Source organism: Paenibacillus sp. Soil750 (assembly GCF_001428045.1).
Taxonomy (GTDB): domain Bacteria; phylum Bacillota; class Bacilli; order Paenibacillales; family NBRC-103111; genus Paenibacillus_E; species Paenibacillus_E allorhizoplanae.
The window spans coordinates 411,687-430,269 of record NZ_LMSD01000023.1 but is presented as its reverse complement, the minus strand read 5'-3'; the positions used below and the strand labels follow the sequence as shown (position 1 = coordinate 430,269).

The 18,583-nt window shown below is 46.2% G+C and carries 11 protein-coding genes; 1 reads left to right on the top strand and 10 read right to left on the bottom strand.

Going from position 1 to position 18,583, the window contains the following annotated elements:
• Positions 1 to 36 precede the first annotated feature (36 nt).
• The 8 genes from ASL11_RS21875 to ASL11_RS21840 all read right to left on the bottom strand — a co-directional run bounded on the left by ASL11_RS21875 (position 37) and on the right by ASL11_RS21840 (position 13,348).
• The gene (locus ASL11_RS21875) at positions 37 to 4,782 is read right to left on the bottom strand and encodes a DUF4073 domain-containing protein (RefSeq protein ID WP_162261663.1); all 4,746 of its coding nucleotides are present in this window, start codon (positions 4,780 to 4,782) and stop codon (positions 37 to 39) included.
• A gap of 137 nt (positions 4,783 to 4,919) precedes the next feature.
• Positions 4,920 to 6,581, bottom strand: a complete 1,662-nt coding sequence (locus tag ASL11_RS21870; protein WP_235550552.1) for a helix-turn-helix domain-containing protein — start codon at positions 6,579 to 6,581, stop codon at positions 4,920 to 4,922.
• A 47-nt stretch (positions 6,582 to 6,628) separates the two neighbouring features.
• A complete protein-coding gene (locus tag ASL11_RS21865; protein WP_235550534.1) occupies positions 6,629 to 7,525 on the bottom strand; it encodes a carbohydrate ABC transporter permease in 897 nt (298 codons plus the stop codon).
• Between the two features lies 1 nt (position 7,526).
• On the bottom strand, positions 7,527 to 8,408 hold the full coding sequence (locus ASL11_RS21860) for a carbohydrate ABC transporter permease (RefSeq protein WP_056619631.1): 882 nt from the start codon (positions 8,406 to 8,408) through the stop codon (positions 7,527 to 7,529).
• Positions 8,409 to 8,476: 68 nt separating this feature from the next.
• Positions 8,477 to 9,793 (bottom strand): ABC transporter substrate-binding protein, encoded by a 1,317-nt coding sequence (locus ASL11_RS21855; protein WP_056619628.1) that lies wholly within the window; start codon positions 9,791 to 9,793, stop codon positions 8,477 to 8,479.
• A gap of 127 nt (positions 9,794 to 9,920) precedes the next feature.
• Positions 9,921 to 11,714, bottom strand: coding sequence for a sensor histidine kinase (locus ASL11_RS21850; RefSeq protein WP_056619625.1), 1,794 nt, complete (start codon positions 11,712 to 11,714; stop codon positions 9,921 to 9,923).
• A gap of 75 nt (positions 11,715 to 11,789) precedes the next feature.
• Complete coding sequence (locus ASL11_RS21845; protein WP_056619623.1) at positions 11,790 to 12,803, bottom strand: S-layer homology domain-containing protein; 1,014 nt, start codon at positions 12,801 to 12,803, stop codon at positions 11,790 to 11,792.
• Positions 12,804 to 13,138: 335 nt separating this feature from the next.
• A complete protein-coding gene (locus ASL11_RS21840; protein ID WP_056619620.1) occupies positions 13,139 to 13,348 on the bottom strand; it encodes a hypothetical protein in 210 nt (69 codons plus the stop codon).
• A 224-nt stretch (positions 13,349 to 13,572) separates the two neighbouring features.
• Here ASL11_RS21840 and katG point away from each other — a divergent pair, with 224 nt between their 5' ends.
• Positions 13,573 to 15,762: a catalase/peroxidase HPI gene (gene katG / locus ASL11_RS21835; RefSeq protein ID WP_056619617.1), complete on the top strand. Its 2,190-nt coding sequence runs from the start codon at positions 13,573 to 13,575 to the stop codon at positions 15,760 to 15,762.
• A 227-nt stretch (positions 15,763 to 15,989) separates the two neighbouring features.
• Here katG and ASL11_RS21830 read toward each other — a convergent pair whose 3' ends face one another.
• Both ASL11_RS21830 and ASL11_RS21825 read right to left on the bottom strand, forming a co-directional pair.
• The gene (locus ASL11_RS21830) at positions 15,990 to 16,946 is read right to left on the bottom strand and encodes an NAD-dependent epimerase/dehydratase family protein (RefSeq protein ID WP_200962472.1); all 957 of its coding nucleotides are present in this window, start codon (positions 16,944 to 16,946) and stop codon (positions 15,990 to 15,992) included.
• A gap of 121 nt (positions 16,947 to 17,067) precedes the next feature.
• Positions 17,068 to 18,552, bottom strand: a complete 1,485-nt coding sequence (locus tag ASL11_RS21825) for a multicopper oxidase family protein (protein ID WP_056619611.1) — start codon at positions 18,550 to 18,552, stop codon at positions 17,068 to 17,070.
• Positions 18,553 to 18,583: the final 31 nt, after the last annotated feature.

Here is an 18,583-nt window from a genome sequence, read left to right as displayed (position 1 = left end):
CGTATCTTTCGGGTCATCTTTTTTAAAAAATACGTGTTATTCCAAAATCTTGGATGCTACCCATGCAAGGTCATCAATGTCTACATCATTGTCATTGTCGATATCAGCCTTTTTATATTGATTCCAGTCCAAATCAGCGGATGTTTTGCCATAAGCCGATGCCACAATCGCTAAGTCGCCAATGGTAAATTTGCCGTCTACATTTAAATCTCCTGAGATCGATCTGATTTGAACGCTGAGCGGGCTTCCAACGACGTGTGTTTCTACCCCGTTACCATTCGCTATCTTTACGTCGGCTAATGTGAGCGCAGCGGATTGCGTGATGGTTTTGGCCTGCCACTGTAAGGCTAGCAAAGCGCCATTCACGTTAGCGGCATCTGCGGTCGTACTGGCTAGAAGAAGTCGCATACGGCCCAGTTGCTCTGTTTTATTAACGATAATCAAATTTGGATAGAGAGACTGCACCGAAAAGAAGGCCAATTGATCTGGGTTATAGGTAATGGTTATATCTTGTGCATACACACTCTGCATTGGCGTCAACGCATACTGCACGGTAAAATTAGTCCCCGTTGTAACGAATGCTGGTCCAGTCAGCGATGCTGTCGGTTCAATTGGGACTACAACCGCTACAGTGACATCTTGTGCTGCCTGCTTGCCTCCGCATGTCGCAGTAATGGTTGCTTGACCTGGGCTTAAAGCGTGGAGGGTGCCCGTGCTGTCGATGGAAAGAACCTCTGGATGACTACTTACATATATTACGCCCTCTGTAACAAGTGAAAGATCGTTCACACCGTATGTCGCATAAACGACTGCACTAACGGTATCTCCGACATTCATCGCTGCCGGAATATTCGCCAAAGCGATCGATTGGAACGGATTTGCCGTGAACGTCACCGTTGTAGTCAAACTTGCTGCGTTCACATCCGTTGCAGCTAGGCGTACGAGAACAGTTTGATCTCCTTTGAATACAGGGATGGGCGTTTCATGATAGGTTGTATAGGTGACCCCACCATCCACCGAGTATTCCATGTCCGAATTCGCGCCAACGATTATATTGTTCGTGTCGTCCGCCGTTACATTCGGCGCTGCAATGGCTGGTGTATACGCGAAAGCATCGATTTCTCCATACGTATTGCTGGAGGCGGCATTTTTCGTTCCTTTCACAACAACCTTGATCGTATGCGTTCCGCTCTCTAATCCGCTGCGACTAAACAGGACGACTTGTTTGTTCGTCGATGTAGCATAGCAATCCATATCTGCCTGTGCCAATACGCCGTCGAGATACACATCGATTTTACCCAGATTCGTTTGCTTCATACTGATGAAGTCAATCGAGGTGCCCGTAAAAGTAAACTCAGCAGAAGCACCAGCCGTACCGCTATACTTCTCCGTACCGTTATAATCTCCGCCATCGTTATAAGTACTCCATGTCCCCGTGTACACAACGGAAGGATCACGGTCGTCAACCTTGATTTTCTGTACGGCTGGAACAGCATTGGGTCTTGTATTGATATAATTCACATCGTCGATCACCAATACTTTGTTATCAAACCAGGTTCTCAGCCCTATTTTTCCAGGTGCATTCAGGAAATCTGCCACTGTCGTGGAACCGACCAACTGACCATCAATCCACAACTGAATATTCGAGTCAACGAAACTCGCTTTCACATCATAGGTTTGACCATTTGTAAGCATCATGGACGTTAGATCACCATAGTGTTCAGTACCGTCCTTCACGTAGTACCATAGCCATTTCCCATAGTCATAAATGACACCGGCATAGTTGTTCACGTCTGTATAGCGGAAGAGCAGCCCAACTCTCCCCGTTCCTGTTTGAATTTTAAGTTTCATCGCCACGTCAGCATCTTTGTACGCAGGTGAACTATCGTCAACCATGATGGCTACTGGATTGGCAACGACTTTCAAGGCATTATTCTCCACACTGAATGCTGCGCTTCCCGTTGTTGAAGTCTTTTTCCAGCCACCGGCTACACCATTGTTAAAATTTTGCTGATACGCATTTCCTACAAACGTAAATGCGGTTGTTTCATTGCTGGTCGTAGAGAGCGTGCCTTCGGCATCCTTGGACCAGACCACGAAGCGGTACAACTGCTTTTCGTTTAGACCTGTTACCTTGAGGCTTGTGCTTGCAGCCGGCACATCGATACTTCGGATTTTCGTTGATCCTTGGTGAACGTCCAACACATAGCCTGCAACCGTTGCACCGCTTGTAGGAGCTGTCCACTGCAAATCCACCGTTGTCGCTGTATGTGTAGGTGACTGCACTTGGGTCGGCGGAAGTGGTGGTGGTGTCACACTGGAGGTAATCGTATAGGATTGGCCCGCCTCGGTAGCAAAAGTAATCGTGTCACCACTTCGCGTGTAGCTCACTGGAGATTCGTCAGCCGTCTTCACCACTTGGAATTGGCCAGCATGCGTGAACGTCTTCTCCTTGACTTTCGCCACATTGCCTTGCAAAGAAGTAATTTCCGCATTCGTCAGTATCGTGCCATTCCAACTCATATCCACTTCAAAATCGCCTCTTGCCTTCAAACCTTTTACATCACCTTTAGGCCATGTCGAAGGAAGCGCTGGTAACAAGTCGATACTTCCTGTATGACTTTGCAAAAGCATCTCTGCAATCCCGGATGTGCCGCCGAAGTTGCCGTCAATCTGAAATGGTGGACCTGAATTGAATAAATTCGAATAAGTACTCACGTCAAGCTGTCCTTGGAGAATCTTCTCGGCATGGTCGCCATCGAGCATGCGAGCCCACATATTCAGTTTGTTCGCTCTGCTCCACCCCTCTGCTTCATCACCACGCTGTGTAAGGGTTACTCTCGCCGCATTGAACAGGTCGGGCGTTGTTACTTTATTGATTAAGTTGCCAGGATATAAACCAACTAAATGAGAAATGTGGCGATGTTGATCATTGGGATCATCTATATCCTGTTTCCACTCCTGCACTTGCCCGAACTTCCCAATTTTCGGCATAGAGAGCTTGCTGCGTTTATCTATCAACTCATTACGGAAAGCTTCATCGATGCCAAGTACAGTACTCGCGTCGATGCAATTCGTGAACAATTGCCAAACTAACTCTTGGTCATAAGAGTCACCGATACTTAAGGAGCCATGTTCAGGCGAGACACCCGGCGTCGAGACTAAAGTCCCGTCTGTATCCGTTACAAGTGTTTCCGTCCAAAATTCAGCGGCTTCTTTCATGATCGGATACAGCTTCGTTCGCAAATAGGCAGTATCACCTGTAAATAAATACTTCTCCCAAAGCTGCTGGGAAAGGAATGCGCCAGCGGCTGGTTGCCAACCCCAATTACTAATGTCCCAACCCGGTGCCGTATAGCCAAAAATACTAGTAAACGTATGGATCGTCCAACCAGAACCCGTTACACCATGATGTTTCTGGGCTGTGACTCGTCCTGGCGCCCGCAATGAATCAATAAAATCAACATACGGAATGGCGGTTTCACTCAAATTCGTCACTTCAGAAGGCCAATAATTCATTTCTAGATTAATGTTGGTATGGTAGTCGGCTCCCCATGGCGGTGTCGTTGAGTTATTCCAAACCCCTTGTAAATTGGCGGGGAGTGAACCTTCTCGCGAAGAAGCAATGAGCATATACCGACCATATTGGAAAAAGAGAGATTCCAATGCACTGTTGCGTGTACTTTTATAACTAGTCAGCAGTTGGTCTGTCGGTATCGTGGCAATCTGATCATTCAAATTAAGCGATACTCGCTGAAAGAGTTCTTGATAGTCCGCTAGATGGCGTGCACGCAGCGTCTCATACGACTTGGCAGAAGCTGCTGCCAGTCTGTCATTCACGGTTACATGTGGATCCGTTCCCACGTAGTCCGGATAATGATTAGCATAATCCGTAGCTGCCGACATCAGAATCGTAACTGAGCTGGCTCCAGCTACCGTCAGTTTTCCATTACCAGCCGTTACCGTTCCATCCTCGGTTTGGACACGGAACTGTGACTCGTACGCCATGTTATTGTCAGCCAGCTTACCCCTCAAGGTCAGCATATTACCACTAGCCACGATGGAAGGCGTTGTCTGCGGGCTTGTGACCCTGATATCCAAATTCATTTGATTCGGTTGACTGCTCGTAAGTCGCATAGCCATCACATTATCCGGGTAGCTCATGAAATATTCGCGTGTATACGTGACACCATTCTGCTTGTAGGTCACTCTCGCAATGCCATCCTCCAGATCAAGCTCGCGCCGATAGTCAGTGACGGTCACCGCAGCTGGGAGTGCGAAATCGAAGTATATATCGCCGAAATTTTGATAATTTCCAAATTGCGGATAATCGTTTAATGTGCCTGTCAAATATTGCTCGGCAATGGAGCTTGCACCGGCTACATCGCCACTCGCCAGCTTCTGACGTACATCCGCTAAGTGGTCCGCAGCCCCATCTCGGTTACCGTCTCTTCCCCCTCCAGCTATAGATCTCGGGCCTCCTGTCCAGAGTGTCTTCTCATTGAACTGGATATGCTCCTGATCGACACCGCCAAACACCATGCCACCCATGAAACCGTTACCAATCGGCAGCGCCTGTGTTTCCCAATCTGTTGCCGGTTGGCGATACCATAGCGCAAGATTGTGCGCTGGAGGCGCCGCAGTTCCTGTGTAAGTAATGGTAGATGCCGCATGTGCGTTTTCAATAGGAACAACAACAGTAAATCCCGTAGATATACAGGCGGCTACCAGGAGACTTACAATCGATTTCTTCTTAAAGGTTAATTTCAGCAGCTTGCGCAAAACAATCACCCTTTCTGGCTATCCAAAAATGGTCTTGCATGTTGCGACAACACTCGACATGATACGACATGTATCATTGAAGACATAACGAATCAAGTGTATCTTCAGCGAAAATACACTTTTTTCATCCAATATCACTACCCGTTCATCAAACTTTCCCGATACAGCTTCGGGCTGTATCCCGTTGTTTTCTTGAACATTCTGCTGAAATGCTCGACATTCAGATACCCGACCGTTTCAGCAATATCCGTAATTTTATTGCCCTTCTTTTTCATTAACCTTTTCGATTCCTCAATACGTAAATTCGTTAAATATTGGATAAAGTTACAACCGACCTCTTTAGTAAACTGCTTACTTAAATACCCTTCGCTAACGCCAACCATTTCGCTGATCAACGTGAGGTTGACGTCCTCCGTATAATGGAGATCCAGGAATTGCTTCGCTAGTGTAACGACACCGCTATAATTAGCCTTTGTCGTCATTCCGTGAATGTGTTGAAATAACTGGCTACACATGCGATGCAGCCAGGTTTTCGTTTCATCCAATGTCTCCAAACTCTTCATATATTCAAAAGGATGCTGGAGTTCTTCGTCGAGGTCATCCCAACGAATTCCTTTGCGATACAGCAGCCCGCCAAGCTCCCAAAGCAAATCCTCAAACGCGGTGTGGACATCTTGCGGTCTCCAGCCCCATGTTTGCCCAAGCAGCAGCTCCATCTGCTCAAATTCCTTAGACCATAACTGGGCGTTACTTTGCTCTAGCAGCTGTGCAATCCCTGCTCCCGTTGATTTCAAAGTAACCTGCAGCTTACGGGCATGCTCAATTCCGCTATCAGCACCGTACTTCCCCAGCTCCATACAACTTTCAGGATAGAAAACCTTATTAAATCCGGCAAAATAACTCATGGAGGCCAAATGGGCTGCTTGCTGATACAACCGGTACCATACCTTCATACCGCTTGCTAGATCGCTAATCCCAATCGAGACGGACACATTGACATATTGATTAAGTCGCGTTTGAATCATAGAGAAGGCAGCCTGCACTTTTTCTCGAATCATACTTTCACTTCGTAACGCTGCGAACGAACAGAATAGAACATATTCGGACTGGCTCTTCCCATATAAGAGATGCTTTATTGACGTGGCGTCCAGAACGGTTTGCACGGACTGCATGATAAAGCGCTGCGTCTGACTATCTTTTAAGCTTCTCCCCGTACTTGCGCCCTCAGATGAGCCTTGCGAGATGGTAATCACGGCAACCAACTGATTCGATTCTTCAAGCCACTCCGTGATACCAGCCCCTGCAGCAGCATAGGCTGATTCATCCTGCTGTGGATTGATGGATATGAGCTGTCGAATGGTTTCACTTTTCCGATCGATCTCTTCATCCGTCCGTTCGACAACAGACGTTAACGTCTCCTGCGTTCGAAGTTCATTGAGTGCCTTCAAAACAACTGGAACTAAGTGTTCCTCATCCATATCTGACTTCACTATGAAATCAATTGCGCCAAGCACAAAGGCTTCTCTGACATAACTATACTCGCTATAGGCACTCAGCATGATGGCGACAGGTCTTCGCTTCTGTACAATTGCCGTATGCGCTCGCAGCAGCTCAATGCCGCCCAGTCTGGGCATCTCAATATCTAGCAGCATCAGATCGATATCGCCTTGCTGCTCCAGAATAGCAAGGGCTTCCATGCCATCGCCAGCTTCAATAACCACCTGGATGCCCATACTATCCCAGTCGATCATATGTTGAAGCGCTAGACGAACGAGCGGTTCATCGTCGACAATCATCATTTTAAACAACCTGTCCATCTCCCATCTGTGAAGTTGATTGCTTCTATTTATCCTTTCACCGCTCCATCCATAAGTCCTTTAAAAATATACCTTTGAAATACGATATAGAAGATGGCACTTGGCAATAAAACGATAATAATACCTGCACAGAGCATAGACAAGTCTGAACTGCGCGTACTCACGAATGAAGTTAAGGAAGTAGCCAGTGTGGCCAATTTCTTGTCCGGCATATATAACTGCTGAACAAAGATATCATTCATGATCGTGACACTTTTTAAGATCGCCAGTGTTGCCGTTGCAGGTAACAGCAGCGGGAAAATGATCGAACGGAAGATACGAACATAAGAAGCGCCATCCAGCATAGCACTCTCATCAAGCTGTATCGAAATCTTTTCGAGAAATTGCATGTAAATGTAAATCTGCATAATATCCGTTCCAATATAAATAAGTAGCGGTGCCCCGAGCGTATTATAAACGCCGAGTGTATGCAGGAGTTGAAAGCGAGCAATTTCTGTCGTGTAAGCCGGAATGATCATCGCCATCATAAAAAGAAGGAGAATCCACTTTTTCATTCGGAACTGAAAACGATTGAGCACAAACGCGGTCATCGTCCCGAGCAGCATATTGCCGAGCATACTCAACACGACAAGCAGGATCGAGTTACCAAGCCCGCGTATCATATTGCCTTCTTTCAAAGCACTCACGTAATTATCGATATGAAGAAAGCTCTTCGGAAGCGAAAACGGCGACGTTTCGGCAAGTTCCAAATTCGTTTTAAATGAACCAAATACAACAAGCAAAATAGGGACGAAAATCAGGATAGCCATGAGCGTAAAAAGCACATAGTACACAATATTAGCAGCTGCACGCTGTTTGCTCATCGATCGCGTACGGCTCGGGAGCGGCTGCTTTCTCATTTGTTCAAGTGATAGTGCACGTTCCATGCTAAGCCTCACTCCTGTCTTTCACGATCCATGCTTGCAACGATGAGAAAATAATAATCATAAGTAAGAGAATAACTGCCATCGCTGAGGCCAGACCGTAATTGTTGTAAGTAAATGCCGTTTGGAGTGAAAAGAGTCCAAATGTACTGCTTGCACTGCCTGGACCGCCATTCGTCATAACAAGCGGAATGTCATACTGCAGAAGGGCTCCAGATACATTCATGAACAAAATAATTTCGATTACACGTCGAATACCTGGAAGCGTTACATACCTTTGTTGCTGCCAAAAGTTCGCTCCATCAATTTCTGCCGCTTCATACAGGTCTTTCGGAATGGATTGCAGTCCAGCTAGAAACAACACGATATGCACGCCGCTGTAACGCCATAAAGAAACAACGACCAAGGAATAATTCACAATCTTCGCATCGCTTAGCCAGCTTTGAATCCATGATTCAAGTCCTATTGCTTTCAATAGCTCATTCAATGGACCATTGATCGGGTTATAAATGTAGCTGAACATATAAGCCACCGCGATACCATTAATAATGTAAGGCATCAACACCGAGAAGCGGAAAAACGCGCTCCCTCGCAGTGCTCTTGTTAAGAGTACAGCCATGACGATTTCAAGTGGTATGGCAATCGCATGTAAAACAAAATAGATGACATTGTTTCGAATGGCATGCCAAGCTTCTGGGAAATCAAACAGCATTTGCTTATAATTGTTCAAGCCAATGTATTTAAAACTTGGGCTATACCCATCCCAGCTCGTAAAGCTGTAGCGAAACAACTGCAAAGTCGGATAGATCAAAAACAAAAGTAAGAGCGCAACGGGTACGAATAGAAATGAAACGATGATGACTTTCTGCTGCATGCGATAATTCATGTAATCACTCCTGTATACAAGAGAGGGCACTATTCTAATCGCTCAGATAGCACCCTCTATTTAATTACCTATTTGTTCGATTCAACCGCTTTCTTCCACTTATTGTTCAGTTCTTTCTCCAAGGTGTCGATTGGTTTACCAGAGTATATTTCCTGTGCAGCTTTTTTGAAATCAAATTGTGCCGCACCACTCACTTTAGCAAAGCCTTCATCCGTTGCTGAGTAGATAAATGGTTTAAACGGATATTTTTCTGTCCATTTGTTAAAGAAAGGAAGGTCTGTACTCACACCATTAATTGTTGAGAACTGTTGCGCCATATTAATGAAGGATTGGTACACATCTTTACTGAACATCCAGTCGAAGAATGCTTTCGCCTCTTCTACATTTTTACTGTTTTTGTTAATCCCGATATTCATATCGGATACAGTCATGGATGTTAACGGCTCGCTTTCTGTGCTGCGGAAAGGAAGAGGGAATACGCCAAGATCTTCATCCGTTTTTACTTTCGTCGCGTAGTCCCCGTAGTACCATTGACCCGCTGCGATCATTGCCGCTTTTTTAGATTCAAATAACTGTGTGGATTGATCAAAGGATATGGATAGGGCATCCGGTCCTGCCAACTTCTTCGTTGACATTTCTTTGATGATTTTCCCAGCTTTATCAAATGTACTTCCCTCTCCGAAAGGCTCTGGCGTCTTGGCCAAATTCGCTAAGTAATTCTCATCCCCAGACAGAATGTGAGGGCCGAACTCCATGAATGGATAGAACGTCCAGTCTTCCTTACCGCCGATTGCGATTGGTGTATATTTACCATTCGTTTTAATTTTCTCCATCGTGGACAAGAACTCAGGCATCGTTTTCGGCACGTCCAAGTTCAACTCTTTGAAGATACTTGGGTGGAAGTAGACAAATTCCGAGAAAGAAACGAGCGGTGCGCCTAGTATTTTCCCATCTATTTTGGCTGGAAACTTATTATTCTTGGCTCCTGCCAAGTCATCGAGTGGAAGGAGAGATTGTTTGTAAATTTGCATATGTGCAGGCTTGAGGTAGAACAGATCAGGCAAATCATTGGCAGCTAATCGTACCTTTAAGTATTGACCGCCATTATCCGGCACCATCTCAATATCTACGGTCACGTTCGGCTTAAGCTTCGTGTATTCCTTCACTTTGTCTGTCCAGAATTTAAGATCCCCTTTGGCATCCCACATCGCAAGTTTTAACTTAACGGGATCCGCTGGTTTTGGCGTCGCTGCTGCTGCTTTGCTTTCGGCTGGTTTGACGGAAGCTGCTGCAGGTGCTGCCGTATCCTTGGAGCATCCTGTCAATGCACTCAGCATAACAAGTCCCCCCACTAGCACTGTGCTTACGAGTTTACTTTTTCCCATTCTTGAAACCCCTCCAATGAATGTTTCTTTAATTCGGTTGATTGTTTAACCTGTCTTTATCATACACGGGGTGAAAACGCATCCAAATGATCTTTTCGGCTATGAAGTTGATCTTTTATGAACTGCTTTAAGCTTCCAACCGAAGTGGTCGCTCTTCTTCCTGATCACGATGAATAATCGGAATTTTCATCGACACCTTCGTTCCTTTGGGCTCATTCACAGTCAAAATAATACCGTAATCCTCGCCATGGTGCAGCTGAATCCGGTGATGGACATTCGCAACGCCCATGCCTGTAAACGTATGCGGACTGCGCCTAGTACGGAACTCCTCGAGTTGCTCTTCTGTCATCCCCTCGCCATTATCAGAGATTACAATATGTAGACTTCCTTCATAAATGCGTGCTTGAATGACGATTTTCCCACTTGTTTCTTTGCCAGCCATACCGTGTACGATGCTATTTTCCAAAATCGGTTGAAGCAACAGCTTGAGCAAATACTTCGATTCTGCCTGTGGATCAATATGCCATTCAACTTCAAATTTGTTTCCGTAACGAATTTCCATGATGTATAAGTAATGCTTTAAATTAGCGATTTCATCGGAGAAACGGATAAGTACGCCACCTCGGTTAAATGAGGAGGATACAAGACGCATCAGAGCATTGGTCATGTTACGGATGTTGTCCGTCCTACTGATCAGTGCCATTAACTTGATGGCATTTAATGTATTTATAAGAAAGTGCGGATTAATTTGCGACTGCAAGGCAGCAAACTCTGCTTTCCGCTTCGCTTGCTCTTGTTCCTCTCGCTGCCGTAGAAGCAGCTTAATTTGATCAAGCATATGATTGAACGTTCTACCCAGCGCTGCCATTTCCGCAATTTTAGAAGTCCCAATCTTTGCGTTCAGCTCCCCTTCCATCACAAGGGACATTTTCCGGACTAATACGTGAATAGGTCTAGTTAAACTGTGAACTAAATAAAAGGAGATCAGCAAAAATACAACGATAACCGCGATGGTTGCGAATAGGACGAACTTAAAAATACGTTCATAATTGGCCGTTACCTTACTGTAAGGTATCTCTTGTATAGCTTTCCAGCCTGTATCTCCAACACTTGCATAGGTAACCATCATCTGACGACCACTCACCTGATCGATAAAATGGCCCTCGCGCGTACCTCTGATCTGCTCAAGTTTGGCCGGTGTTAAGCTCGATTGATCCCAATTGTAGCTGGCTGTGACAACTTGACCATCCTTGCTGACAATGACATAGGAGGAATCATCGTTGGGCTGTTGTCGCAAGATTTTATCAAACGCTTCTTCATTCAATGAAAAATAAATCATTTCGACATTACTTAGCGTATGGTAGTCACTGGGTGCAATCGCAGCTGTCACGGCTAACGGCTCCCTCACACCGTATAAAAGCGTTTCTTGAAGGCTAAGAAACTGTACACTATCTTTGTGCTGAAGCATGTTCTGATACCATGACGCTGAACGCAGCTCCTGCTCATCTTTGATCAAGTTCTGCTTAAACGAATACACGCCGCCATCTTTATAAAAAAAATGGATCGCCAGAAGCTGGCTGGACATTGAGTACGTGTATCTGCTCAGCGCAAGAGTTAGGTCGTTGATATACTTAAATCTGTTGCTTTCATCCGCTTGATTCAAGGATGTTACCGTTGATAGCACATCGCGATCGACACCGACGGCTGCTGCAGCGTATTCGATTTTACTGATCTCCTGCTGGGCTGAATAGGTGACCGCATGGAGTGTTTGCAGAGTTCGCTCCGTTGTTTGTTGTAGCAAATCGCGTTTGTATACTTGAAGAATCATAGTACTGATCGTCACAATCGGAAAGACAACCATGACGACTAACAAGATATGGAGAGTCACTGAAAATGACCATGGTTTAGCAAATAGCTTCAATACCTTCACCCCGTAATTTCAAATACGAAATATGACTTCGTTGACATAGATTCGGTCTAAACAGGGTGATGTCCTTTAATTGTATGTAAGTCGTTTTAGAACAACAACTGCTTCGGCTCGGCTTGCAGATGCCAATGGCGCAAAGTCTGTAGCGGTTCTCCCCTCCATGAGTTTAACTCCAACTGCAAGCTTTACGAAGGCTCCTGCCCAGTCACTTACTGTATCTTCATCTTCAAAATGGATCGTTTCGTCCATTTTCAAATCCTCCACTTTAATTCCATCCGCATAACCCTTAGCTCTTATCAACATCGCTGCCATTTCTTCACGTGTTATGTTTCTCTCAGGAGCAAATTCTGTTGCAGAAACCCCATTAATGAGTCCAGCCGAGTACGCCTTCTTCACTTCCCCTTGATACCAACTGCCTGCTGCTACATCGTTGAATGGCAACTGTCCGCCAACATTATCTTTCAAATTTAATGCTTTAGCTAGCAGGGTCGCGAATTGTGCCCTAGTAACTTTCTTATCCGGCGCAAAATGATCATCATCCATTCCCTCTACGATACCTTTATTCACCATCTGCATCACGTCTGTCTTGGCCCAGTGTCCTACAAGATCACTGAATATTTTACTGAAATCCGCAGCATCATCCCGAGTAAACGATTGACTTTTCAAATTGTGATCTACGATTTTCAGAGTGGTCCATTTGATGTTCGATACCCCCGCTTTCTTGGCCCGGAAGGTGATTGTCCCGATATCCAGATTCCCTTTCTCCCCATCAACCTTGCCAACTTTGGTATGTGCAATGGTAACTTCATTATTTCGAATAACTGGCGAGACGGAGAATCCATCTATTTTCGTATCTGATTTAACCACTTCGAGCTTATTTGCATCGAAACTGAATTTGGCCTCATACGCATATAAATCCTGGATATTATTTCCTTTCAAACTAATTGTAAATTCACCTGTCGATTCGGTATCTGATGTGATCATAGAAAATTGGGAAGTATTCTCCGCATAAGCAGAAGCTGTCCAAACCAATGCCACACAAAGATGACAGATTGCGGTAGCTAGGATTTTTTTCCGTTTCATCCTCACTCATCCTCTCCTATAAAACGACAATATTTGCAAGCGTTTACAAGTATATGATCACCAAATAGCACCGGTTACTCAGAAAATTATAGCTTCTGTTATGGCACACTTTCATGATCTTTTTTGTCCTAAACATGATTATTTCGGATCATTCGACATTCAAACGATCTACGAACAACATAGATCATCCATAATCCTCGCACCCGTTTTTAAGTTTACAAATGAAAAGAAAGGACATGCCGATTATAAGTCGACTGTCCTCACTGTTGTATAACGCCTTAATAAGTTAGCCGGTGCACCAGTGCCCGATTACACGAATCTTCTTGCCACAAAGGTTAGATCGTACAATCAATAACGCCATTCTTATCGATATCCGCTTTACTTACCTCTGCCCAGCTGGCGTTTGTCGAAGTTGTTCCAAAATGATATGACACAAATCCCAAATCAGCGTCGCTGATTTGGCCGGCGGGAAGTCCGCCTAAGAGTAAAACTATCATGTGTGTATAATGGGCGACGCGGCGACGCTTGAATGGACACGACTCCACATTCTCGTACCTCCTCTCTACAACTGGAGTTCGAAATTCGAATAGTTTAATAATAAGGAATTCATTTTCAACTAGAGCAATATAATTAAGTAAGACAACCATTATTAATACATAAATGGCTTTGGTTTGTACAAAAAATCGTTGATTTTTTCCCAAAGTTCATTGTATATTAATTATAATAATTATTATTTAGAAATTAATTTAATTTGATTGGAGAGGTAGAAATGAATCCAATGGATACTGCTAACTCAGGAAAATGCCCATTCTCTCATGGAAATGGAAGCGCTACAAGTCACAAATCTAGTGGTACGACGAATAAAAACTGGTGGCCAAATCAGTTGAATTTGAACATTCTCCATCAACATGACCGCAAATCAAACCCTCTTGGCGACGATTTTGATTATGCCGAGGAATTCGGAAAATTAGACTACCCAGCGCTCAAACAAGATCTTCGTGATCTCATGACGAACAGCCAAGATTGGTGGCCAGCCGACTTCGGACATTATGGTCCCTTCTTTATTCGAATGGCTTGGCACTCCGCAGGGACTTATCGTACAGGTGATGGGCGTGGGGGTGCTGGAACCGGCACACAGCGATTTGCTCCACTGAACAGCTGGCCTGATAACGGCAACCTTGATAAAGCTCGTCGACTCCTGTGGCCGATTAAGCAAAAGTATGGCAACAAAATCTCTTGGGCGGACTTGTTCATTCTAACCGGCAATGTGGCTATTGAATCCATGGGCGGCAAAACATTTGGCTTCGGCGGTGGCCGTGCGGACGTGTGGCACCCAGAAGAAGACATCTACTGGGGTGTAGAAACCGAGTGGCTGGGAGATAAGCGTTATACAGGCGATCGCGAACTTGAGAATCCACTTGCCGCCGTTCAGATGGGACTTATCTATGTGAACCCAGAAGGTCCGAACGGCAAGCCAGATCCACTTGCCAGTGCTCGCGACATACGCGATACATTTAAACGGATGGGCATGAATGATGAAGAAACCGTTGCTCTCGTAGCTGGCGGACATACCTTCGGCAAAGCACACGGTGCAGGGGATGCTGCGCATGTAGGTGCAGAGCCGGAAGCCGCTGCTATCGAAGCTTTAGGCTTAGGTTGGATCAGCACACACGGCTCCGGTAAAGGTCGCGATACCATCACAAGCGGTATCGAAGGAGCTTGGACAGCAAATCCGACTCAGTGGGATAACGGTTTCTTCGAACTACTATTTGGATATGAATGGACACTTACGAAGAGCCCTGCAGGTGCACATCAGTGGACGCCAATCAATCCTGCTGAAGAGCATCTCGCACCAGACGCGGAAGATGCATCTATTCGTGTGAAGACAATCATGACTACGGCAGATATGGCCTTGCGTGTGGATCCAGCATATGAAGCAATTTCTCGTCGTTATTATGAGAATCCAGAAGAATTTGCAGATGCGTTTGCTCGTGCATGGTTTAAACTCACGCACCGGGATATGGGGCCTCTTCCCAGATATCTGGGACCGGAAGTTCCAGAAGAAGTTCTGATCTGGCAAGACGCTGTACCGGCTGTTACATACACATTAACAGACGCAGACGTTGAGGATATTAAAACAAAGATTCTAGCTTCTGGTCTTTCAGTCAGTGAGCTCGTAACAACAGCTTGGGCTTCTGCCAGCACATTCCGTGGTACGGACATGCGTGGCGGCGCCAACGGTGCTCGCATTCGGCTTGCCCCACAGAATGAATGGGAAGTGAATCAACCAAATCAACTAACCAGAGTACTTACCATTCTTGAAGGCATTCAAGAAGACCTGGATGTCGAAGTGAGCCTCGCTGATTTGATCGTACTTGGTGGCAGCGCCGCGGTAGAAAAAGCTGCACGTGATGCAGGCTTTCAAGTAACAGTTCCCTTCACTCCTGGACGCGGTGATGCAACAGAAGAACAAACCGATGCAGAAAGCTTCGCTGTGCTAGAGCCAATCGCTGATGGTTTCCGCAACTATCAGAAGAAGCAATATCGTGTAAGCTCAGCGGAGCTTCTAGTCGATAAGGCACATCTGCTTAACCTGACTGCACCAGAAATGACAGCCCTTATTGGAGGCATGCGTGTACTAGGTACGAACTTCGGCGGCACCAAACATGGCGTTTTCACCGACCGTGTAGGTACACTCACAAACGACTTCTTTGTTAACTTGCTCGATATGGGCGTACAGTGGAATCCTATCGGTGATGACGTATTTGAAGGACGCGATCGTAAGACAGGTAAAATCGTTCGTTCAGCAACGACAGTTGATCTCGTCTTCGGTTCAAACTCCGTTCTGCGTGCCATTGCAGAAGTTTATGCGCAAGATGATAATAAAGAAAAGTTCGTGCGCGACTTCATAGCTAGCTGGGTCAAGGTAATGAATGCTGATCGATACGACTTGAAATAGTAACTTATTTTATCCATGTAAAGCAGAGAGTGTCCGCAGAAAATAAAGTAATAGACTAATCTTAGAATTTGAAACAGCGACAGCCAAGGACGAGAAAATAAAGTCCTAGGCTGTCGCTGTTTCATTGAACTAAAGTTTTTCGTTAGTTGAATCTACCATCGAAAATATTGCAATATGGACAATTAAGCAAACTCCACACCTCACAGATCCCGCTGTGGGATAAATATTTATTTCTTCAACTGAAGTGCTTTTATCGTTGAGGAAATACCCTCTTGGAACGATGTTGCCACAATCGGGCCTATATAACGTTCGTACTTATTGCGGCTTAGCGTCAGCGGTTCTTCAGTTAAGTAAAGCATCTCCACGACTTCTTTCATGACGGGTAGGCCGAGTCCAAGCAAAGATAAGCCTATTTTCTTCAACGGAATAACCGGTTTGACGCTGCCACTTGACGCTTGCGCAATCTTCACAATATCTCGTCCGCTAATCACCCCGGCTCCTGGGATATTCCAATTCTGCTGGTAAGCGAAGTCCCTGCTGGCCAGCTCAACAATCATGGCCGCCGCGTCTGGTAAATAGATAAATTCCCGGGGAGTTTGCATGTTGCCGATATAGAACGCCATCTTGCCGGCAGCAATGGCTTCCAGAGTTGAGCCTAAATACGAGGCCTCGTTGGCCGTAGGCCCATAATAATCGGGCAACCGGGCAATCAGAACCTTGGCCTTGTTCCACCGCTTGCTGAACAGCATTCGTTCATAGTCCAAACGAACTTTTCCTTTACGAGTATGCGGTTGCTTGGGATGCTCCTCGGTCACCAGGTCGGCCCGTCGCCTGCCGTAAGGATAAATACCATCAATTGCGACGACTCGGGCGGCCATACGCTCCGCCGCCTCCATCACCGACTCGCCCAGCGGAATCAGCTTGCTCGCCATCTCGTGGTAAGGAACATTCGCGCAATGGAACCATACGTCCGCTCCACTTGCTTGGGAAACAATATCGTCGGGTCGCATAGCGTCCCCTACGCCAAGTGTTAGATTCGCGGGGTTGCCTAGCCGATTGGCGAGTTGAACTAATTTCTGGTGCGAACGCCCAAATGCAATCGTGTCAATCCCTCGTTTCACCAGTTCTTCCGTAATCGCGGTTCCTGTTCCGCCGGTTGCTCCAATTACCATTACCTTCATCATCGTCATTACAATATGCCTCCTTCAATTTTTTCAGCTCTGGCAAGTGGATGGCTTCTTTTTGAATCGTCATCGCCTGCACCTGGTCTTTCGTCACAATTTTGAGCTCCATTATGATCTATTTCTATAGGTCAGGAAGATTACCTGACTTGGTTCCCACCCGGTACGGCGTCGTGATGCCTTGGTAATTAATCATCATGCTCATGCCCATCGAGGCATGCTTGAGATCGTGGCAGTGCGCCATCCAGAGGCCCGGATTATTGGCTTCTAACATCAGCTCATAGGTCTCACCTTTTTTTGTTAGGAGTGTATCCAGATACACCGGGCTACCTTGCAAGGCAACACCATCCCTGCTTAGGACACGGAACACATGCCCATGAATGTGGAAAGGATGATCTCCTCCGCCTTCGTTGGAGACTGTGATGAGAATATGATCTCCTTTCTTTACGTCCATCGGAGGAATCTCGTGGAAGGACTTTCCGTTAATGGACTTGGTGAAAAGGGTTTGGCCTAGCTTGAGCTCGAAACGCCGGTCGGGCTCGATATGCAGGGCGGAATCGTTAGGTAATGGCGTACCGTAATTGACGAATAAGAATAACTGCCCGCCTTCCGAATGCTGCGGTTGGATTCCATTACCTATCGTAATCGGTGAACTCTCAGGGCTATTAACGACGACTTGGCCAGACTCCGGAACTTTGATGAGCAAATCATAACGCTGTCCTGCGCCTACCGGAACAATCGTTCCGTCCAGCTGCCCAGGGTTGTGCAAATCATGTCCATCCATAGCCATGACCCGAAAGGGGGCCCCATCGACGTCGAATTCCATCGTTTCATTACCCGCATTGATCAACCTAAGTCTGACTTGTTCGCCCGGTTTGCCCGGAACCGACAGCCCATTCGTGCTTCCGTTCACCAGCATGGTAGAGCCCAGTTGTTGGTAGAAGGCTGTCGCTTCTGATGTCGAAGGATTAGATTCAGGTTGTTGTTTAGGCTCCATGATCAGCGCGCCCAGAAGCCCTTTGCTAGCCTGAATTGAGCTCATCTGGTGGGAATGGTACCAGTAGGTGCCTGGTGTCGTTGCGATAAATGTATACGTAAACTGTCCTCCCGGTGCCACGGCATCCTGCGTGACTCCCGCAATACCATCCTGTGAGCATGGAACCGCGATCCCGTGCCAATGAATCGTAACACCATCCTCGATGTCCTTGTTATGGAGCGTAACGACAACTCGATCACCCTCCGTAACGCGAAGCTCGGGACCCGGGGACGAGCCGTTGAAGGTCCAGGCGTCGGCCGTCTTTCCGTTATCCAACTTCAGTGTCGTCCTTGCCGCTGTCATATCGAACTTGCGTGTTGGACCCGATGATTCCGGCGCCATGATCGCGGCACAGGACACCATGCCTTCTTCGGGATCAGAAACCGCCATGCTCGCCATATGCTCCATGTGCGTCATTCCCGCCATATCAGCCATATTCGCCATGTTGACCTCATCCGGCTTCTGAAGCCGCATCTGCCAAAAATAAGTAGTCACCGCCGCTACGACTATAAGAACCACGATCAAAGATAAGCCGATATTGATCAGTCGTTTTACGCTTTTTCTTCTAGCCAAAAGTATCCCCCCATCAAATAATTAAGCAATC